The 20065-nt window shown below is 35.5% G+C and carries 21 protein-coding genes; 19 read left to right on the forward strand and 2 right to left on the reverse strand.

Annotated features, from left to right (window positions below; translation table 11 throughout):
- Positions 1-111: 111 nt before the first annotated feature.
- The 15 genes from EG344_RS11480 (at position 112) to EG344_RS11550 (ending at position 11607) form a co-directional block, all read left to right on the forward strand.
- Positions 112-807 carry an NUDIX hydrolase gene (locus EG344_RS11480; protein ID WP_123909548.1) on the forward strand — a complete coding sequence of 232 codons (696 nt, stop codon included), beginning with the start codon at positions 112-114 and terminating at the stop codon, positions 805-807.
- A gap of 321 nt (positions 808-1128) precedes the next feature.
- Positions 1129-1671 (forward strand): NADAR family protein, encoded by a 543-nt coding sequence (locus EG344_RS11485; RefSeq protein ID WP_123909549.1) that lies wholly within the window; start codon positions 1129-1131, stop codon positions 1669-1671.
- Positions 1672-1795: 124 nt separating this feature from the next.
- Positions 1796-2131, forward strand: a complete 336-nt coding sequence (locus EG344_RS11490) for a hypothetical protein (RefSeq protein ID WP_123909550.1) — start codon at positions 1796-1798, stop codon at positions 2129-2131.
- A 2-nt stretch (positions 2132-2133) separates the two neighbouring features.
- On the forward strand, positions 2134-2988 hold the full coding sequence (locus EG344_RS11495) for a hypothetical protein (RefSeq protein ID WP_123909551.1): 855 nt from the start codon (positions 2134-2136) through the stop codon (positions 2986-2988).
- A 44-nt stretch (positions 2989-3032) separates the two neighbouring features.
- On the forward strand, positions 3033-4103 hold the full coding sequence (locus EG344_RS11500) for an adenylosuccinate synthetase (protein ID WP_123909552.1): 1071 nt from the start codon (positions 3033-3035) through the stop codon (positions 4101-4103).
- A 72-nt stretch (positions 4104-4175) separates the two neighbouring features.
- Positions 4176-4769 (forward strand): DUF4291 domain-containing protein, encoded by a 594-nt coding sequence (locus EG344_RS11505; RefSeq protein ID WP_123909553.1) that lies wholly within the window; start codon positions 4176-4178, stop codon positions 4767-4769.
- A gap of 10 nt (positions 4770-4779) precedes the next feature.
- Positions 4780-5208 carry an ADP-ribosylation/crystallin J1 gene (locus EG344_RS11510; protein ID WP_123909554.1) on the forward strand — a complete coding sequence of 143 codons (429 nt, stop codon included), beginning with the start codon at positions 4780-4782 and terminating at the stop codon, positions 5206-5208.
- A gap of 157 nt (positions 5209-5365) precedes the next feature.
- On the forward strand, positions 5366-6181 hold the full coding sequence (locus EG344_RS11515) for a TIGR02452 family protein (RefSeq protein WP_123909555.1): 816 nt from the start codon (positions 5366-5368) through the stop codon (positions 6179-6181).
- Entirely contained in the window at positions 6178-6693 is a 516-nt protein-coding gene (locus EG344_RS11520; RefSeq protein ID WP_123909556.1) for an O-acetyl-ADP-ribose deacetylase, read from the forward strand. Before EG344_RS11515 ends, EG344_RS11520 begins: the two co-directional genes overlap by 4 nt.
- Positions 6694-6758: 65 nt before the next feature.
- Positions 6759-7445, forward strand: a complete 687-nt coding sequence (locus EG344_RS11525) for a Sir2 family NAD-dependent protein deacetylase (protein ID WP_123909557.1) — start codon at positions 6759-6761, stop codon at positions 7443-7445.
- A gap of 43 nt (positions 7446-7488) precedes the next feature.
- A complete protein-coding gene (locus EG344_RS11530) occupies positions 7489-7968 on the forward strand; it encodes a hypothetical protein (RefSeq protein WP_123909558.1) in 480 nt (159 codons plus the stop codon).
- A gap of 15 nt (positions 7969-7983) precedes the next feature.
- Complete coding sequence (locus tag EG344_RS11535) at positions 7984-8526, forward strand: RNA 2'-phosphotransferase (RefSeq protein WP_123909559.1); 543 nt, start codon at positions 7984-7986, stop codon at positions 8524-8526.
- A gap of 76 nt (positions 8527-8602) precedes the next feature.
- Positions 8603-9349: a metallophosphoesterase family protein gene (locus EG344_RS11540; protein ID WP_123909560.1), complete on the forward strand. Its 747-nt coding sequence runs from the start codon at positions 8603-8605 to the stop codon at positions 9347-9349.
- A gap of 167 nt (positions 9350-9516) precedes the next feature.
- Positions 9517-9774, forward strand: a complete 258-nt coding sequence (locus EG344_RS11545) for a hypothetical protein (RefSeq protein WP_123909561.1) — start codon at positions 9517-9519, stop codon at positions 9772-9774.
- A 108-nt stretch (positions 9775-9882) separates the two neighbouring features.
- Positions 9883-11607: a hypothetical protein gene (locus EG344_RS11550; RefSeq protein WP_123911808.1), complete on the forward strand. Its 1725-nt coding sequence runs from the start codon at positions 9883-9885 to the stop codon at positions 11605-11607.
- 61 nt (positions 11608-11668) lie between these two features.
- Here EG344_RS11550 and EG344_RS11555 read toward each other — a convergent pair whose 3' ends face one another.
- Positions 11669-12550: a cupin-like domain-containing protein gene (locus EG344_RS11555; RefSeq protein ID WP_123909562.1), complete on the reverse strand. Its 882-nt coding sequence runs from the start codon at positions 12548-12550 to the stop codon at positions 11669-11671.
- 678 nt (positions 12551-13228) lie between these two features.
- Between EG344_RS11555 and EG344_RS11560 the strand changes: the two genes are divergently transcribed.
- Positions 13229-15940 carry a carboxypeptidase regulatory-like domain-containing protein gene (locus EG344_RS11560; protein ID WP_123909563.1) on the forward strand — a complete coding sequence of 904 codons (2712 nt, stop codon included), beginning with the start codon at positions 13229-13231 and terminating at the stop codon, positions 15938-15940.
- A gap of 51 nt (positions 15941-15991) precedes the next feature.
- Here EG344_RS11560 and EG344_RS11565 read toward each other — a convergent pair whose 3' ends face one another.
- Complete coding sequence (locus EG344_RS11565; RefSeq protein ID WP_123858368.1) at positions 15992-16489, reverse strand: DinB family protein; 498 nt, start codon at positions 16487-16489, stop codon at positions 15992-15994.
- Between the two features lie 203 nt (positions 16490-16692).
- On the opposite strand from EG344_RS11565, the gene EG344_RS11570 reads away from it, so the two are divergent.
- The 3 genes from EG344_RS11570 (at position 16693) to feoB (ending at position 20014) form a co-directional block, all read left to right on the forward strand.
- Positions 16693-17592, forward strand: a complete 900-nt coding sequence (locus EG344_RS11570) for a GLPGLI family protein (RefSeq protein WP_123858367.1) — start codon at positions 16693-16695, stop codon at positions 17590-17592.
- Between the two features lie 182 nt (positions 17593-17774).
- Positions 17775-17981, forward strand: coding sequence for a ferrous iron transport protein A (locus EG344_RS11575; RefSeq protein WP_045501762.1), 207 nt, complete (start codon positions 17775-17777; stop codon positions 17979-17981).
- Entirely contained in the window at positions 17981-20014 is a 2034-nt protein-coding gene (gene feoB, locus EG344_RS11580; RefSeq protein ID WP_123909564.1) for a ferrous iron transport protein B, read from the forward strand. The genes EG344_RS11575 and feoB overlap by 1 nt, the downstream gene beginning before the upstream one ends.
- Positions 20015-20065 lie beyond the last annotated feature (51 nt).

Raw genomic sequence — 20065 nt, forward strand, 5'->3', positions numbered from 1 at the left:
TTTAAGTTGGTTATGATGATAACTTAAAGGTATGAACTTTTATTATATATAAAATCTTTTTTATTCTCATGATAAATTGTAGTTTTGCGTATTCGTAACGCAAATAAATTTATGGAGTCTCCAAAAAAATTACAGGATATCAAAGTGGCTGTAGATGCAGTCATTTTCGGGTATTTCGATAAAAAAGATCTTCAAATCCTTCTGATTAAAAGAAATATTGAACCTTTTAAAGGGGGTTGGGCGCTTCCGGGTGGACTGGTTCTGGATGATGAAAACCTTGATGATGCTGTAAAAAGAGAGCTACATGAAGAGGCTGGAATAAAGCCCGATTTTTTAGAACAACTCTATACATTTGGTAACGTAGGCCGTGATCCGAGAAACAGAGTGGTTTCTGTGGCTTATCTGGGGTTGGTGAACCCTTCTTATCATGAACTCTTTGCTGACTCTGATGCAGATGATGCGCAGTGGTTCAGTGTAAATCAACTTCCTTTAGTGGCTTTTGACCACAAAAATATCATTGATATTGCTCTAAAAAGGCTTCGTACCAAAATTCAATATCAACCGATCGGCTTTAATCTTCTCAATGAAGAATTCCCTTTTTCAGACCTTGAAAACCTTTATAAAACCATCGTAGGACAGGAAATAGACCGAAGAAATTTCCGCAAAAAAATCATGAGCTACGGATTGCTTAATGAAACCAACAACGTTAAAAAAGAAGGAAGTGGAAGGCCCGGAAAACTCTTTACTTTCAATCAGGAGAAATATAAAGAACTGGAAGAACAGGGATTCTACTTCGAGATCAAATAGTTTTAAAACTACAAATTATACTTAAAATCAAGTGGTCGGCTCAAATTGAGTCGACCATTTTGATTGTTCATGGGGAACGCAGATGAAATAAGAAATGCCATAATAAGCGAATTCTTTCTATGGGCAGTTTATTAACTCCGGTAATCGTAAATTATTGAACAAAAAGTATTTATATTTTGTCAGGTATTGCAAAGTAATAAAATTCTGAATAAATTTTACTATCTGATAATCAGTAATTCATGTATATTAGTGTAAAATAAACGCAAATAAATTTGGCAAATAAAATGATATTGTTTTACATTTGCGTAGAAATAACACAATATGAAATACACCCTACAAAATAGTAAAGAGAAGTTTCAGAAGAAACAAAGAATAAAGTTTTTATTTTTCTGGGGGCATACTGCTAAAGATGAGATCACCAAGTCATGTTTTAGCCAATGGTTTACAGGAAATTTTGAAGAAAACGGGACCGTTTATAAAACGGCAGAGCATTATATGATGGCTGGTAAAGCAAGATTATTTAATGATGCTGAAACCCTGGAAAAAATATTGAAAGCTGCAAGTCCGAATCAGGTTAAAAGTCTGGGAAGAAAGGTTAAAAACTTTGATCCTAAACTTTGGGATGAACACAAATATGAGATTGTAAAACAGGGAAATCTTTTAAAATTTTCTCAGAATAAAAAGTATAAAGACTTTCTTTTGTCAACAGGAGATAAAATCCTGGTAGAAGCTAGTCCTTACGATACCATTTGGGGAATCGGGATGCTGGAAACAGATTCAAGAGCAGAAAATCCTTTATTATGGAACGGAGAAAACCTATTAGGATTTGCTTTGATGGAAGTAAGAGACGAATTAAGAGGGTAAAAACACAATAACCAATCACACAATAGGCATCATGGAAAATTATCCCGGATAAATAGCAAAAAATTGAGGAGTAAAACTATGTCCTATTGAATTAGCGTAATAACAACACAAAAAAATGATCAGTATGGAAGATGAATTAAAACCAAGATTTATCGAGTCATTACAAAGAAATAATGATCAGATCAGAGAAGACCGTGCGCGAACGATCGGAGAAGATTCGGAATTGATTTACAGGCGCAAGGTAGAAGACATCGAGTTGAAAATAAAAAGACTCGAGCGTGAGCAGGAAGGACTTATTGATGTCAGTCCTTTGGACAGGAACAGTCTGACTTTTGTAGATTTTAATCCTGAAGCATTTGTTCAGAAAGACATGGAATTATCATTAACCATCAGAAATCTGAATATTCAGTTAGAAGTGAGTCAAAAAAGATTTGAATATTTATTCGGAAAAACATTTTAATCATGGGAAGTACAAGATACGATATAGACGCTCGTTATGACAGAGCAAGCAAAGCAGGTTACGGAACAAAATCCGCAGGTGAAATTTTCACACAGAATGCCAAAAGACAGGCGCATCCTTCAATGGTTCCACAGGGAATTTCTTTCAGGGAATCCAGGGATTCTGAAGTGCATCCCAATTCAGTTCCTATCATTCTGGGATTGGATGTAACGGGAAGCATGGGACATATTCCACATCAACTCATCAAAGAAGGTTTACCTAAGCTGATGGGTGGTATTATCCAGGGTGGAGTTCCGGATCCGGCATTACTTTTCCTGGGAATAGGAGATCATGAATGTGACAGCTATCCATTACAGGTAGGACAATTTGAATCAGGAGATGAAGAACTGGATATGTGGCTTACCCGAACTTATATTGAATCCGGTGGTGGTGGAAATGGAGGTGAAAGTTATCTTTTAGCGTGGTATTTTGCCGCTTTCCATACCAGAACAGATGCTTTTGAAAAAAGAAACCAGAAAGGGATTTTGTTTACCGTAGGTGACGAACCTTATTTAAAAGTACTTCCGGCATCAGCTATCAGAGAGATTATGGGCTCAGGACAACAAACCTACACTCATTATGAGCTGTTGGAAGAAGCTAAAAAACGATATGAGGTATATCACATCAATGTTCTGCATTCTGATCAGGCTATAAGAGCAGATAGAGACTGGAAAGAATTATTAGGACAACACTGTATATCAATACATGACCATAGAGACATTCCAAAGGTGATCACAAAGATTATCTGTAATACATTTAAAGACAAAACCTTTGGAACACCAAACAGAGAAGGATTAGACAACTTCCAGATGCTTTAAATCACAAATTTGCCGGAATGGCACTCACTTTAAAAATGCTAGACATGAAAAAGGCGCAAATCGTTATAGGATTAGGTTTCGGAGATGAAGGAAAAGGAATTACTACAGATTTTCTTGCTCAGCAAAATCCTGAGTCTGTGGTTATCAGATTCTCAGGAGGACAGCAGGCTGCTCATACAGTAATGATGGATGACAGGAAACATGTTCATTCCAGTTTTGGAAGTGGAGCGCTTCGTGGATTGCCTTCTTATTTTACCGAACATTGTACAATTCATCCCTTATTTTTATTTAATGAAAAGGAGGAATTAAAAATAAAAAATGGAAATACAGAGGTACACATTCATCCTTTGGCCAAGGTAACTACGCCTTTTGATGTCTGGCAAAACAGGACCAATTCAAAAAATCTGGAACATGGAACCTGCGGAAAAGGAGTAGGAGCTACCATGAAAAGAAATGAAAGCCCTTATAAATTATTTGCCATTGATCTTATTGCTCCTAAGGAAATGTTAATAGAAAAGTTGAAAGGAATTGCTTATTACTATGGTTTTATGGAAGAAGAGCAGATCAATGAACAGATCATTACTTTTTTAGAAGCTGTAGAGGAAATAGATTGGAAAATAGATGATTATAGTTATCTGAACTTGTTTGAAAATCTCATTTTTGAGGGAAGCCAAGGCATTTTATTAGATATGGATCATGGTGTTTTTCCGAATGTAACTTATGCTCATACGACCTCAAAGAATGCTTATGAGATCTGTAAGAAACTTGATATTGAGGATATTGAAATGTATTATGTAACCAGAAGCTACGCAACACGCCATGGAAATGGCTGGATGAGCAATGAAAAAGAATTTGTTTTAAAAAACAATGAAGAGGAAACCTGTATCTTTAATGAATATCAAAGAGAGTTGAGGTTCGGTGAACTGGATTATAGCCTGCTGAATTATGCTTTGAAATTGGATGGAGCCTATATCAATGCAACAAAAAAGAACTTAGTGGTTACTTGCCTGGATCAGATTGACGAGGAGTTTAAATTTGAGAAACTAGAAATGAAATTTGATACCATTTTAGGATCTTATTCTCCCTATTCAAAAGATTTTAAAAGACTGATTTAATACTGAAGATAAAGGTTTTAATTTTATATTTAGGTAAAAGTGTGAAGTATACATGATTTTGATTAATAAGTAATGAAAGAATTTGAAATAAGAGCAGATTATACCCGTGATACGATAGTGGTCTATCAGGCTTATAATAAAGCTATTGCAAAAACTGCCGTTGAAAATCAGAAGTTCAGTACTCCTTTTTCATTCAGCAGAATGACATGGATTAAGCCTTCTTTTCTTTGGATGATGGAACGGAGCAATTACGGACAAAAATCCAACCAGGAATGTACTCTTGCCATCCATATTAAAAGGGAAGCATGGGAAAAAGCACTGGAACTGGCGATTTTAACCTCTCCTGAAAAAAGAGTTTATCCCAATCCCAAAACCTGGGAAGAAGCATTTGAAAATGCCAAAGTGTATGTACAATGGGACCCGGAAAGGAATATCAAAGGAAATAAACTTGAATACCGCTCCATTCAGGTGGGAATCAGCCGTTATCTGATAGAAGAATTTAATGAAGACTGGATCGTAAAAATAGAAGATTATTCCCCTTTAGTAAAAAAGATCTTAGATCTTACAAAGAAGGGAGAATATAATAAGGCAAAAAAACTATTACCGACAGAAAAAATATATCCATTATCCAAAGAAATTGCCCGGAGAATAGGATCAGAAAATTAAAATGAACAAAATGAAAACAACAAGATTGTACAGACCGGTAGGAGAAAAGGAAATGGTTCTTATTATTGAGAACGGATATCAAAAATTTCCTCCAAGACTGGAATGGCAGCCCATTTTTTACCCGGTTCTGGATGAAGATTATGCTTCGGAAATTGCTGAGAAATGGAATACCAGAGATGAGTTTGGAAACTATCTTGGTTTTGTTACCCGTTTTGAAGTGTTGGAAGATGTTGCCAATCAGTATCCGGCACAGAACGTAGGAGCCAGAAATCATAATGAATTGTGGGTTCCTTCAGAAGAACTGGCAGCATTCAATCAGGCTATCATTGGAAATATAGAGGTCTTCAAAGTATTTGTAGGAAAGGATTTTAAAGGATCTGCAAATAACGAAATAGAAGGTCTGGTAAAGACTTTAAAAACAACCACCACGAATCCATAGGATTGTAAAAATATTCGTGCATTCGTGACCAAAAAAGAATTAAATGAATAGTGTCACGAATGCACGAATAAAAAAGATAATGCAATCATTATGAAGTTTAAAACGACCCATAAACCTAAAAAAAATTAGTGCATTCGTGGCTAAAAAAAAAAGAATCATGACAAATAAAGGAATGGCAAAAGATACATTGGATATCCTGGCCAGGAAATATTATATAAATACGGAAAACGAAAGAATAGATATAGGAAAAGAGCTGGAAATCAGTAAAAAGGAAACCGTTCTTTTCACCCCGGAACAACTTTCTGAGCTCACAGCTGCTCCAATGCCGGAAACTCATTTTGAAACTCAATTTGAAACCTGGTGTTGTAGTTCACTAAAGGCTATTTTAGACTTAACACAAAAAGAAGATCCGGAAAAAGTAATGTGCCTGAATTTTGCCTCAGCAAAAAATCCGGGTGGCGGATTTATCAATGGAGCCGAAGCGCAGGAAGAAAGCTTAGCAAGAACTTCGGGATTGTATGAAACCCTGTTAATGGCAGAAGATTATTATACATTACATCGCAGTATGACCTCTTGCTTTTACACGGATACGATGATTTACAGCCCTAAAGTTCCTGTTTTCAGAAAGGATAAAGGAGAATTGCTATCGAAACCGGTACTATGTAATTTCATTACTTCTCCGGCAGTGAATGCAGGGGTTGTAAAGCGACAGGAACCCCAAAGAGAAAATGAGATATTGGGAGCAATGGATATTAGGACAGATAAGATGCTTGCACTGGCCTTACACCAGGGAAATGAAACCCTTATTTTAGGGGCCTGGGGTTGTGGCGTATTCAAAAATGATCCGAAAGAAATCGCCGGACTGTTCAAAAAATATCTTCACGGAAAATATAAGAACAAATTTAAAAGAGTGGTTTTTGCAGTGCTTACAAAAAAAGAGGAGATGCTGAAACCATTTGAAGAAATACAATGAAAATTGAAGTTATAAAAGGAGACATCACAAAGATTCATGCAGAGGCTGTTGTCAATGCAGCCAACTCTTCCTTATTGGGAGGAGGAGGTGTAGATGGAGCTATTCATCGAGTAGGAGGACCAAAAATATTGGAAGAATGCATGGCGATCAGAAACAGACAAGGTAAATGCAATACAGGAGAAGCAGTAGTGACAACAGCTGGAAATCTTCCTGCAAAATATGTCATCCATACTGTAGGACCAGTCTGGAATAATGATAAAGAAAAGAGTTTAAAGCTTTTATCAGAATGTTATAAGAACTCTTTACTGTTGGCAGAAAGTTTTGGAGTGAAAACCATAGCTTTTCCCAATATCAGCACAGGAATTTATAAATTTCCAAAAGATCTGGCAGGAGAAATAGCTATTAATGAAGTAAGAAAGTTTCGCTCAAATAGTATAGAGACAGTTATTTTTGTGTGTTTTGATGAAGAAAATGAAGAGATTTATAAAAAGCTTTTAAAGTCTCCTCTTTAGAATCAATTATATTCGTGCATTCGTGGCTAAAAACCACAGTGTACAAAAACAAAAATTTAAAACCAATGAAAAAACTAACCATATTAAGCGGTGCGGGAATCAGTGCTGAAAGCGGAATACAAACCTTCAGAGATGGAGACGGCCTTTGGGAAAATCATAATGTAACCGATGTAGCCAGTCCGGAAGGATGGAGAAAAGATAGAACCTTGGTATTGGAATTTTACAACCAGAGAAGACGTCAGCTTCATGAAGTACAACCTAATGAAGCCCACAAATTGGTGACAGAACTGGAAAAATACTTTGATGTTCAGATCATCACCCAAAATATTGATGACCTGCATGAAAGAGCCGGTTCCACCAAGATCCTTCACATCCATGGAGAATTGTTCAAATCATGCTCATGCAATAATAAAAGATTGATCTATGAGCAGAAAGACGATATTAAGATAGGAGATAAAGCAGAAGACGGAGCTCAGTTGAGGCCTTTTATCGTTTGGTTTGGGGAAGATGTTCCTTTATATCAGGATGCCAGAGAAATAGTAAAAGATTCAGATATTTTGTTGGTTATTGGAACCTCTTTGCAGGTATATCCGGCTGCGGGCCTGATCCACGATATCAAAGATGATTGTCTTTTAATTGTTATCAATCCTAATGAAACAGGTTTTGGTTATGGGCAAAGAGCAGTAGTGATGAAAGAAACAGCCACACAGGGAATGAAACTGTTGTTTGATAAACTGGTAAACCTTGCCTGAGATAGCTATGTGAAAAGTTAAACCATAAATACCCTATAAGCGAATGAAATCTTTCCTAAAAGCTATTCTCAATATGTTTTCCAAATATGATTCCGATAATGATATTCAGAATTTCCCTTTGCAGCAATATATAGGAAGAATAGATATCAATAAAGTGGTAGAATTAGGAGATTGTCATGTTCATTATTCGCCGGATTATTTATTTCAGACACCGGATGAAGTATTGAATATTTTAAAGGATAAGTCTTTACTTTGGATGGATCGTCAAAATAGCCTGCTGGGGTTTACGGATCAAAAGAGAACCTTATTAGTTCCTCTGAATAAGATCAGTAGAATCGAAATTCAAAATGTCCTTAAAGGAAGGGGGCCCGCTGAAGCTTGTTTGTGGGTTTATCTGTATGAAAAATCATTTGTAATGCTTTCAATATCACCGGAGATTTATTATTTTGATCAATATGTAGAGGAAATCAATAAAACAACAGGATTTATAGTGACCTTTTCCCCGGAATTTTATAATGCTTAATTAAAACAAAAACCAATGAACGAAATAGAAACAAAAAGAATAAGTAAATTTTTAAGCCTTATTTTGAGGCATCAACCTGAAACTATCGGCTTAAAGCTGGATGAAAACGGTTGGGCAGATGTAGAAGAGCTGAGAGCAAAATCAGCAAAAAAAAGAGTACATTTTTCTTTTGAAGAATTAGATGAGGTGGTTGAAACCAATAATAAAAAAAGATTTGCCTTTAATGATGATAAAACAAAAATCAGAGCCAGCCAGGGACATTCTATCGACATCAATTTAGCTTTGGAAGCTCTACAACCGCCTGAGTTTTTATATCACGGAACGGCTGAAGCCAATATTTCCTCCATTTTAGAAAAAGGAATTGAAAAAAGAACCCGCCAGCATGTACACTTAAGCGCTGATAAAGAGACCGCTACGAAAGTAGGAATGAGACACGGTAAACCTATAATCCTGACGATCAGAACCGGAAAAATGCATGAGGATGGCTTATTCTTTTTCCAATCCGCTAATGGAGTATGGCTCACAGAGTTTATAGATCCGAAATACATTTCAAAATAATAAAAATAGCAGTGTTGAACTGGAAGAGCCATTATTTAAAGATAATGGCTTATCTTTTCACCAACTAAAGCATGAAATGAACAGAACATTATTAATAGGAGACATTCACGGCGGATTTAGAGCATTAGAACAGGTACTTGAAAGGGCTGAAGTGGCCCCAAATGACAAGCTGATCTTCCTTGGAGATTATGTAGACGGTTGGAGTGAATCTTTCCAGGTTATTCAAACTTTAATAGAACTTTCCGAAAAGAACAACTGTATTTTTATCAAAGGAAATCATGACGTATGGTGTGAAGATTGGTTAGCCCGTGGAGAAGGGCCTGGTGTATGGCTTTCCAATGGCGGGAAAAGTACGGTAGACAGTTATGAGAATTATTCTCAGGAAGATCAAGAGTTACATCTTGAGTTTTTCCAGCGTATGAAAAGTTATCACGTTGATGACCAGAACCGTCTGTTTATTCATGCCGGATACTCGTCCATGCACGGACCTGAAAAAGAAGTGTATTCCAGCAATTACCGCTGGGACAGAACCCTTTGGGAAACAGCTGTAGCCATGGATAAGAAACTGGAAAAGCACTCCATGTTATATCCCAAAAGGCTGCTTCTTTATAAGGAAATATTTATCGGACATACTCCAACGCTGTATATTGGAAGTAAAACTCCAACCAATAAAGCCAATATCTGGAATATGGATACCGGAGCTGCATTTACAGGTGCATTATCCATCATGGATATTGATACCAATGAATTCTGGCAAAGTGATCCGCTTCCCTCATTATATCCTAATGAAAAAGGAAGGAATGGCGATATGTTAAATAGATGATAGATAAGGAATTAAACTTTTCAAGGATCATAAATTAATGTGTTCTTCCTTTTGTTCGTAGGCACTAATCTTGTTGGATTGCGCCTACTTTAAAACTTAGTGATTTCCTCTCTTCTTTTCGTATTTTATATCCCTGAAACCTTCTATATTTGTAAAAACGATCCGCTATGAAGAAAAATATCTACGAACAATTATCTGATGAAGAGCTGCTTAAAAAAAGAAATACATTCAGAGGAGTTTCTATTGGCTTTGGAATTGTTTTTATACTAGGCATTATAGCATTTATTACAATTCTGGTCATAAAAGGGGCGAAAGGCTTTCCCTTTGCAGCATTTACTCCATTCATTGTAATGCCTGTAACGATGGCTCCTTTGTTTATCAATTTAAATTTAGTCAATAAAGAGGTCAAATCAAGAAATCTCTAATCCCCTTATCATTGGACAGGAAGCAGAAAAAATACTATATTGATGTATATTTTGCTTTTTTGGCAGGATCATATTGATTAATTTTAAATCCTGAAAATTATGTCAATAATGAAACTGAAATATCTCCTGCTTACCTTAAGTTCTTCTCTTCTTTTTGCTCAGAAATCATTCCAGACCCCTTTTGAAAAAGGAAACGGTAACCAAACTGTTACCTATGATGAAATGAATGCCTATTATCAGGATCTGGCCAAAAATTTTAATACCATTCAGTATCTTAAAAAAGGAGAAGATGACAACGGAAAGCCTATTTATGTTGTTATATACAATCCTTTTCCTGAAAAAGATCCCGAAAAACTGAGAAAAGATAAAGCTATTCTCTTTGTCAACAACGGAATTCACCCGGGTGAACCGGACGGAATTGATGCTACCATGATGCTGATGAGAGATTTAGCCACGAAAAAGATTAAAACTCCACAAAACTTTATCATCGCTGCTATTTCAGCCTATAATGTCAGTGGGATGCTGAACAGGGGATCATATTCCAGAGCTAATCAGAATGGTCCGGAGCAATATGGATTCAGAGGAAATGCAAGGAACTATGATCTTAACAGAGACTTCATTAAAGCAGATTCTAAAAATGCTAAAAGCTTTCAGGAAATCTATCAATGGCTGAAACCCGATGTTTTTATTGATAACCACGTTAGTAATGGAGCAGATTACCAATATACTTTTACCTATATCTCAACCTTTAAAGAACGGTTAGGAAATACATTAGGAACCTATTTTTATAATGATTATCAGGCTAAAAACCTTGATGATATGAAGAAGCTGGGTTATGAGAGTACACCTTATGTTAATATTCATGGCGATGTTCCGGAAGTAGGCTTTGCATCATTCGAAGATTCACCCAGATATTCTACAGGGTATACTACTTTGTTCAATTCTTTAGGAACCGTTCCCGAAACGCACATGCTCAAGCCTTATGATAAAAGGGTAGATGCTACCTACAAATATATGTTGGTCAATGTACAGAATCTTGATAAAGACTACCAGAAGATAAAACAGCTTCGTATAGAGAATCTTAAGCAATACCAGGCCGGCAAACAGTACGGAATTCGTTGGAAAATAGACTCTACCCAATATACAACTATGGATTTTAAAGGGTATGAAGGAAAGTATAAACCAAGCGAAATCTCAGGAAAACCAAGGCTGTATTATGATAGAAACAAACCCTTTACTAAGAATATAAAACTTTTTACCACAGCTGTACCTACTGGATATATCACTATTCCTAAATACTATGTTATTCCACAATCGCAGTACAGGATCATTGAAGAATTTAAGAGAAACGGCATCCAGATGAAGCCAATCCTGAAGGACAGTACCATTGCCGTGGAGTCCTATAAGATCAAAGATTTTAAAACGGTAAAAAACCCTTACGAAGGACACTATCTGCATTATGAAACCACCGTAGAGACCTCCAAAAAAGATCAGAAATTTGCGGCAGGTGATTATATTGTTTCTACCCATCAGTCTGGAGTTAAATACATTATAGAAACCCTTGAACCTGAAGCATTGGATTCTTTTTTTAACTGGAATTTCTTTGATGGCATCTTGGCTCAGAAAGAATATTATTCAGCCTATATTTTTGAAGACACAGCTGCTGAGTTACTCAAAAAAGATCAAAAGCTTAGGGAAGCATTTGAAATGGCAAAGAAATCAGATAAAAGACTGGCAGAAGATGGAGAGGCCCAACTGGATTGGGTGTACAGACATTCGCCTTATTTTGAAGAAAAAACTTTCAAACAGTATCCGGTGTTTAGGGTTCTGTAAATAATTGAAAATAAATAGATAAAATCAAAAAAGACGTTTCATTGAAACGTCTTTTTTTGATTTATTTTGGTAAGCCTCTTTTTAAAGCGATCTCTGCTCTCTTAATGGCCATCTTTTCCTTCCAGTCCATGTACTTGTTCTTGAAGTTAGACTTCATAATGTCATCAAACTTTCGTTGTACGGTAAGGTTCCATAAAGAATGTGCCTTTACTGCCCATGATTTATCCCAAGCCCTCAACGAGATAGAGAAAGAACCATCAAGATATTTCATCCAGTGCCACCATCCTGTAGGCATGAATAGGGTATCACCATGCTCAAGAAAACATTCAATACCTTCTACACCATCCAATGCCGGGAACTTTGTGAAATCAGGATTTTCAATATCATAATCCTCCAGAGCATAGGTTGCATAAGGAATCTGGTACAGCCTTTCTCTCCATTTATAATCAAAAAGAAGAATATGCTTTCTTCCGTTAAAATGAGTATGGAAAATGTGCGCCATATCTATATCAAAATGCAAAAAGGTAACGGAGCCTTTCCCACCGAAGAACATATTCGGGTATTTATCAAGAAACCCTCCCATAAGCTCTTTGGGTGAAATATAATCTTCTAAAAGTTTTGGAGCGTATTTTATTGGGTCAAAAAGGAAAATTCTAAGATCAGTAGGCTCTCTCTGAATAAGATCTATATAATCTCCGAATTTCATTTTGGCCGCCGAAGAATTGATGGGAGCAGAAGGATCTGCCTTTGAGCTGTCATATAAAGGGACCTCCACATCTCCTACAACCTCCTTCATATATTCCATCGTCCATTTTTGATAAGCAGGCCACTTTTTTGCCATATTTTTGATGACAACGGGCCTTCTTGGCTTTAGATATTTTTCGTAGAATTCCTCTTTAGAAATATCATCGACAACATCTATAGGCTTTAAAATAATTCCCATTTTGTAAATTTTATGTTACAAAATTATTAAATAAATATTTATGAACCCGTGTTTAATTTTTTTTTAATATATGATTCAATTCAAATTTTCTTATTTAGTCTAAATAAAAAATATAAACATTTACAATTGTTTATCCGATGTTTAATTTTATTACCAATATGAACAAAAAATGCCTTGTAATAGAATTTCAGGGTAAAAACATAAAAATCCATGAATAAAAATCCATTTTGAGGGTATAACTATTCCTTTTACTTACAAACTTTTTTTAAAAGGAGAATAAATTTAAGAATTAAAAGAGACTTAAACGATTTCAATTCAAAATTTAGGGAAATATTTTTAAATTTTATTTTTAAAGAAGACTACTTATGAATATTTTATATTCAAAGAAAATGACCAAATTTTTAATATTTAATATAAAGGTGCTTATTTTAACATTTTTATATTTAAATGTTATTCATTCGTTAGTGATTTTTAATATTCTTCATTTATATAAATTTCCATTACGGTAAGATAAAGAATAGAAAACTATAATTGACCGGATTGACTTATTTCTTTTGCTGAAAAACAAATAATAACTATTTTTATAGTGATACAATTTAACTTTTCAGTTAAAAATATATCTTTAAAGAAAGTGTAACGAAAAACTACAATGATTAACTAATTACTCAAATAGTGGATATGAAAAAAAAAATTTCCTTATTTCTGATGCTTTTTATAACGGTATTCACCTTTGCTCAGAAAACAATTTCCGGAAAAATTACGGATGATGATGGGGTAGGTATACCGAGTGCAAGTGTAACCATTGAAGAACCGGGTAAAGATGCCATTTTAGCTTATGGAATAACGAATTCCAAAGGGGAGTACAAGGTTACTTTCACTTCTCCGGAATCCAATGTGGATCTTAAGGTAAAAGCTTTCAACCTGAAATCGCTTACAAAGCAAATCAGCAACAGTGATCAGACCTTGAATTTTAAAATGCAGTCTGAAGCTACAGAAATTAAGGAAGTACAACTGAAAACAAAAATGATCACTGCGAGAGGAGATACCATTTCCTATGATCTTAAAGCATTCAACAGTAAAAATGACAGGACTCTGGCCGATGTCATGAAAAAGATTCCCGGGATTGAAGTCAATACAGACGGAACCATCTTGTATCAGGGGAATGCAATCAATAAATTCTATGTTAACGGTAAAGACCTTATGGAAGGCGGTTATGGGACGATCAATAATTCGCTTCCCAAAGATGCTGTACAAAAAGTGGAAGTCCTTGAAAATCACCAGCCGGTAAAAATCCTTCAGGATAAAGTACCTTCAGACCAGGCGGCGATCAATATTAAACTTAAAAACTCAGTAACTATGACCGGCCGTGGCGAAGTGGGGACCGGTTTTGGTGAACCATGGCTATGGAATGTGAAGCTTACTCCTATGTTTTTCGGACAGAAAAGCCAGTGGGTAGTCAACTATAAAACCAACAATATGGGTGAGCAGGTGGAAAATGAAGGAAATATTCTGGCATTCGGAAGTGGATGGGAAGGGAAGAGATCCAATATTTCCCAGAATAACTGGCTGAGTGTAGAAAATGCAGATGCACCCAATCTTCCTGTGAAAAGATATTTGCTGAATAGTGTACATTACCTCTCTGCCAATTACCTTACCAATATTGATAAGAAAAAAGAATGGGAACTTAAAGCCAATGCCAATTATACTAATAATGCGGTGGAAAGAGAGTCAAATGCTATAACTACAGATATCCAGCAGGGAATAAAGTACAATACCAGGTTTCTGAATAATTTTTATACAGATAAACTTAAAGGAGAATTAATTTTCACAAAGAATGCTAAAAAGGGATTCTTTAAAAATACAACAACTTTCTCCCAGTTTTGGAATGCAGATAGAGCCTTTGCAGAGAGAAATGATAAATTTGGATATAGATATGGAAATGAAGCATTGCAGTCTCCAACTTCGTCATTTCAGAACTCCTTAAGTACCATCATTCCATGGAAAGAGAAAATGGTCAATTTTAAATCCTATATAAGTTATCAGAATGATAAACAGGTATTGGAGATTTCTCCTGCCAATTATTTACTAATTCCTTATAAAGAGAAAGATGATGATGAAATTAAAAATATGAAATTTGCACCTGGAAGTATTGCTTTACAGAGTTTTAGAATTAAAAGTTTAGATACATCACACTCTGCAAATATCAGTTTTACCACAAAAGGATGGACGTTTACACCACAAGTTGGAATTGATTTTTCTACAGATAAGTTAACTACTAATTTTGATGCAATTACAGAGGATAACAAACCTGATTTCAGTACCCTGGCTTATGAAAATGATTTAAAGTTCACTAGAGTTAACCCATCTGCTTCAGTAGGTATAAACTATAAATCAGAATCATGGAGCTTATTTTCCAGCTTTCCGGTTAACTTTAATAATATAAAAGCAGAAGACCAGTTCAGAAATGTTTCAAAGTCTTTAAATAAAGTGACCTTTACCCCTAATATTTTTGCTCAATACTCTTTTGCATCATTCTTTAAAGCAAGTATGAGCGGAGGAATCAGTAATAATTTCGGGGATATACAAACTGCTTATGCAGGATATATTCTTACAAGCCCTGGGGGGTTCAGTATAATGAGTCCTGAAAATCCAATACCTCAGACTACTACAAAAAATGGAGGAGTAAGGTTGGAATATAGAAATCCACTTAATAATCTTTTCTTTAATGTTGGGTATAGGCTAAGTGATGCTAAAAATAACTTATTGGCTTCAAGTGTCGTTAATGCATCAGGGATCAGTATGACTGAATATATAGAGCGTGAAAATAAAAGAACAAGCAATAGCTATTATGCAGAAATAGGAAAATATTTTCCAAAATTTAAAACCAATGCATCATTTAGCTTTAATAATAGTCTATCAAAATCACAATTGATAAGGAATACAGATTTGATTGATAATAAGACTGATGCCAATACATTAGGCTTTAAGTTGAACAATACATATTTCTCATGGATGAGTATAGATTTTAATGCTACTAAAACATGGAGCAAACAATCTAATGCCTATCTGACAGGAAACTTAGGAAAAATAGAAGGATATACCCATAATTTAAATGTATTCTTCTATCCTTTGGAAGGTCATACGCTTGGATTCTATTGGGATCAGATTAATTCAAAATTGGGCGATACAAAATTTAACAATGGATTTTTTGATGTATCCTATCAATTCAGCTGGACTAAGAAAAAAGTTGATTTTGAACTGAAATGGATGAATATTGCTGATAGAAAAGTATTTGAAAAGGTAACTGTAGAAGATGCTACAATTAAACAAACCACAATGCAGCTCCGTCCTAGTCAGGTCATGTTTACGGTAAAATTCAATTTTAAATAAAATAAAAACCAATCCGAAAGGATTGGTTTTTTGTTGAGATATAGTATAGATTTAAAAAGCCTGATGATCGGCAGAAGGACCGTAGCTTCCCGGTAAAGGAATGTCATTGATCCTGTAATAAACACCCAATTGTGCTCTGTGATGAGTAATTTGGTTTAAAGCATGGCGAATGGATTCGTATTTAGACCATTTTGCAAGTTCTTCTCCATTGTTTTTCAGCGCCCAACTTGCTGTAAGATCATTCTCATTGGCATTTTCCAGGGCTTCTTTTCCTGATTTGAAATTCTGATCAAGCGTTTGAAGAAGATCTTCTCTCGTAGAAAGTTGCTTAGGCTGATAGGCCCCACTGGCAAAATCAAGCTCAGATGTGGTAAGCATGGTGTTCGGCCATTCAAAAATTTCAGCAATGTGAGTAGCGAGAGGCAGCATTTTCATACTTTTTTCATGAGGGGAAAAGTCATTTTTTTCGTCAGGATAAGCTTCAAAGAATTTTCTGGTGGTTTGGTATTCGGCTTCCAGCTCATTTTTAAATTGTGATAAAGTATCCATAATATTTTGTTTTTGAGAGGATTAAAGTTAAAAATTTTAAGCCTTAAAATGTTTTAAGAGAATCATAATTTTTACATACAAAGAGTTATTGTTTGACCAATATTAAATTCTACCCTCCATCTTCCTGCTTCCATCTAAAAAAAAATTGAAAAAAAACTGTAACAAATTCACCAAAGTGATCACTAATTAATAAAACTTGAGAAATGAAAAAGCTATTTTCAGTATTTCTTATCACGCTTTTTGCCTTTGCTAATGCTCAGGAAGCTAAAGAAACGGCTAACCGATTCTTTTATGAACTTACATTTAAGCCCAAAAAAGACTCTGTAAAGCTAGATAAGCTGATAACGATTTTGGATATTACTCCTAAAAAATCTATTTATCAGGATTATACCATTCCTTCTCAGGATTCTATTATCAAGCTCGCTGTTGAGGAAATGGAGAAAGCCAAAACATGGAAAGATATTTCTAAACTCATCAGGATGCCTAAGTTTGCCTACAAGATTGTGAAAACATATCCGGAAATGAAAGAGCAGTATGTTGATAGAGTAAGCATGAATTTATTTGGATATGATGACCCTGTTAAGTTTACCTGGAATATTCTTCCGGAGAAGCAGAAAATAGGAGAATACAATACTCAAAAAGCGACTACAGAATATGGAGGCAGAAAATGGACTGCATGGTTTAGTTCAGATATTCCTTTTCAGGATGGCCCCTATAAGTTCTACGGTCTTCCAGGGTTAATCGTTAAGATTGAAGATGACGAGAAAAACTATTCCTGGATGTTAAGCGGGAATAAGAAGATTGAAAATTATGATGAGTTATCCTATTCAGATAAGATCAATGCGAAATATGGTGTTTCCAACACAGTAACACCTACAACAAAAGAAAAATTTGACAAGGCCTATGCTAGCTTTAAGCAGGATCCAATGGCTGAAATCAGACAAAGAGTAACTCCGGAAATGATGAATATGAAAATGCCGGGATCTGATGTAACCATCGGTGATGCACTTAAAAGACAAGAAAAAATGACAAAGGATTACTTTAACTCAAATGATAATCCGATTGAAAAAGATCAGGCTTCTTCTGATAAAAAGAAAAAATAAGCATTCATATCAACTAAATTATATTCCGAATCAACCCAGGTGCAGTAATGTATTTGGGTTGATTTTTTTATAGGCTAAACGTTATTTAGATTAAATTTAAATAGCGTATATTTGCACTACAAAAAAATAGGGCTTTGAAAGAGAAAGATTTACATAAATTAAGTGGATTTCCTAAAAACAAAATGGGAAAGATATTGGGATATGATAATGACCATCTGAAAATGCCCAATAAAATCATTGAAATGGGACTTCTACCGGAGACCGTTTTCAGGATTTTGTACCAGGCTCCATTCAATGGACCGATGTATGTGGAGTTTGGAGCAGAGAAAAGCCGGATTGCTCTTCGTGAGGAAGAAGGAGATTATATCATTGTTGAAGAATTGAATTAATGCAGGCAAACAAGAAAAAACAGATACTTTTAGTTGGGAATCCTAATGTAGGAAAGTCAACGGTTTTTAATGCACTTTGTAACAAAAAGCAGAAAACCGGAAACTATGCGGGTGTTACCGTTGCAAGCCATTCGGGAAACTATACGCATAAAAACGAAGACGTTGAAGTCATTGACCTTCCAGGTTCTTACAGCGTTTATCCAAGTTCAGAAGATGAGGCTATTTTCTCAAAATACCTTCGTGATGAGCAGAAAAATTACGCAGGAGTTGTTTATATTCTTGAAGCCCTAAGTTTAAAAAGAGGTCTGCTTCTATTCCAGCAAATTCAGGATCTTGGGATCCCGATGATTCTGATCGTTAATCAGATTGATCAGGCAGAGAGAAGAGGCATCACCATAGATATTCAGAAATTTTCTGAAGCATTAGGAATTAAGATCATTCAAACCAATGCCAAGGAGCAGATCGGGATTGATGAAGTGAGAGAAGCCGTTTATAATAACGAGTTTGTAAAAACAGAAAATGCCTCATTTGAAATACCTGGTGAACACAAAGAGTTCATCCAGAAATTGGTATCTGGTAAAGGCTTTGATAATGAATATAAAGCCTGGATGAGCCTTTCATTGGGAACAGATCTTGATAAACTAGAATCTGTAATGGATCAGATTAATGATTCTCAGTCTAAAAGTTTGGTTCCGAAAAGATTACAGGTTCAGGAGACCGTTAGAAGATATCAGAACGTAGATAAAATATTAGAGAACGTAATTTCAAAGCAACCGCAGTTCAAAGAATTGCTAACAGAAAAACTGGATAAAGTTTTAGTTCATAAATTCTGGGGATATGTGGTTTTCTTATTAATCTTATTGGTCATCTTCCAAAGTGTTTTCTTTCTGGCAGAATATCCAATGAACTGGATCGAAGAATTTTTCTCATGGCTCTCAGCCTTTACAAATGAACATCTTCCGGAAGGACCTATTAATTCACTAATCTCCAATGGAATTGTTCCGGGAATCGGAGGAATTGTAGTGTTTGCTCCACAGATTGGTATTTTACTGTACTTCCTTTATTTGTTAGAGGACTCAGGATATATGGCAAGAGTTGTCTTCCTGATGGATAGACTGTTGCGTCCTTTTGGATTGAACGGGAAAAGTATCGTTCCCCTTGTTTCAGGAACAGCCTGTGCGATTCCGGCAGTCATTTCAACAAGAAACATTGAGAACGTTAAAGAAAGATTGCTCACCATATTGGTAACACCGTTTATGACGTGCTCGGCAAGACTTCCGGTATATAGTATCATTATAGGACTGATCATTTCAGAAGGATCATTTTTAGGAATAAAGTATAAAGCTTTGGTTCTAATGGGAATGTACCTGTTAGGATTCTTAGTTGCATTATTCTCTGCAGCAATTCTTAAGAGATTTATTAAAGATAAAGGAAAAACCTATTTGGTAATGGATCTTCCTGCCTATAAAAAACCGCTTTTTGGATATGATCTTAAAATGGTTTTAGGTAAAGTATGGGATTTCATCACCGGAGCCGGAAAAATAATCTTCATTGTAAGTATTATTATCTGGGTGTTAAGCTATTTTGGACCTAAACAACAACCCAATGAGATGGTTGCTTCAAACGTTCATTTAGACCATTCTTATCTGGCCAAAATGGGTAAAAGTATAGAACCGTTAATCGTTCCGTTGGGATACGACTGGAAAATGGGAGTAGGGATACTAACCAGTTTTGTAGCAAGAGAAGTCTTCGTAGGGACTATGTCAACGTTGTATAGCCTTGAAGATGATGCTCCGGAAGTAAAAGTTATTGATAAAATGAGAAGAGATGTAAAGCCTAATGGAGAAAAAGTCTTCAGCTTTGCGACCGGAATTTCCGTTCTTCTGTTCTACGCGTTTGCAATGCAGTGTGTGTCTACACTTGCAGTAGTCTATAGAGAAACCAAAAGCTGGAAATGGACAGGCTTTCAGGTAGCTATGATGACAGGTTTGGCATATTTTGTGTCGATGATAGTATATCAAATTTTAAAGTAATGGATTCTTCATTAATTTTTCAATACATACTGATTGCGTTAATAGTAGCAT

The organism is Chryseobacterium sp. G0162, from assembly GCF_003815715.1.
Classification (GTDB): Bacteria; Bacteroidota; Bacteroidia; order Flavobacteriales; family Weeksellaceae; genus Chryseobacterium.

Coding starts and splice junctions, on each gene's coding strand:
- EG344_RS11480 (WP_123909548.1), top strand. CDS start 112: ATGGAGTCTCCAAAAAAATTACAGGATATCAAAGTGGCTGTAGATGCA.
- EG344_RS11485 (WP_123909549.1), top strand. CDS start 1,129: ATGAAATACACCCTACAAAATAGTAAAGAGAAGTTTCAGAAGAAACAA.
- EG344_RS11490 (WP_123909550.1), top strand. CDS start 1,796: ATGGAAGATGAATTAAAACCAAGATTTATCGAGTCATTACAAAGAAAT.
- EG344_RS11495 (WP_123909551.1), top strand. CDS start 2,134: ATGGGAAGTACAAGATACGATATAGACGCTCGTTATGACAGAGCAAGC.
- EG344_RS11500 (WP_123909552.1), top strand. CDS start 3,033: ATGAAAAAGGCGCAAATCGTTATAGGATTAGGTTTCGGAGATGAAGGA.
- EG344_RS11505 (WP_123909553.1), top strand. CDS start 4,176: ATGAAAGAATTTGAAATAAGAGCAGATTATACCCGTGATACGATAGTG.
- EG344_RS11510 (WP_123909554.1), top strand. CDS start 4,780: ATGAAAACAACAAGATTGTACAGACCGGTAGGAGAAAAGGAAATGGTT.
- EG344_RS11515 (WP_123909555.1), top strand. CDS start 5,366: ATGACAAATAAAGGAATGGCAAAAGATACATTGGATATCCTGGCCAGG.
- EG344_RS11520 (WP_123909556.1), top strand. CDS start 6,178: ATGAAAATTGAAGTTATAAAAGGAGACATCACAAAGATTCATGCAGAG.
- EG344_RS11525 (WP_123909557.1), top strand. CDS start 6,759: ATGAAAAAACTAACCATATTAAGCGGTGCGGGAATCAGTGCTGAAAGC.
- EG344_RS11530 (WP_123909558.1), top strand. CDS start 7,489: ATGAAATCTTTCCTAAAAGCTATTCTCAATATGTTTTCCAAATATGAT.
- EG344_RS11535 (WP_123909559.1), top strand. CDS start 7,984: ATGAACGAAATAGAAACAAAAAGAATAAGTAAATTTTTAAGCCTTATT.
- EG344_RS11540 (WP_123909560.1), top strand. CDS start 8,603: ATGAACAGAACATTATTAATAGGAGACATTCACGGCGGATTTAGAGCA.
- EG344_RS11545 (WP_123909561.1), top strand. CDS start 9,517: ATGAAGAAAAATATCTACGAACAATTATCTGATGAAGAGCTGCTTAAA.
- EG344_RS11550 (WP_123911808.1), top strand. CDS start 9,883: ATGAAACTGAAATATCTCCTGCTTACCTTAAGTTCTTCTCTTCTTTTT.
- EG344_RS11555 (WP_123909562.1), bottom strand. CDS start 12,550: ATGGGAATTATTTTAAAGCCTATAGATGTTGTCGATGATATTTCTAAA.
- EG344_RS11560 (WP_123909563.1), top strand. CDS start 13,229: ATGAAAAAAAAAATTTCCTTATTTCTGATGCTTTTTATAACGGTATTC.
- EG344_RS11565 (WP_123858368.1), bottom strand. CDS start 16,489: ATGGATACTTTATCACAATTTAAAAATGAGCTGGAAGCCGAATACCAA.
- EG344_RS11570 (WP_123858367.1), top strand. CDS start 16,693: ATGAAAAAGCTATTTTCAGTATTTCTTATCACGCTTTTTGCCTTTGCT.
- EG344_RS11575 (WP_045501762.1), top strand. CDS start 17,775: ATGGGAAAGATATTGGGATATGATAATGACCATCTGAAAATGCCCAAT.
- feoB (WP_123909564.1), top strand. CDS start 17,981: ATGCAGGCAAACAAGAAAAAACAGATACTTTTAGTTGGGAATCCTAAT.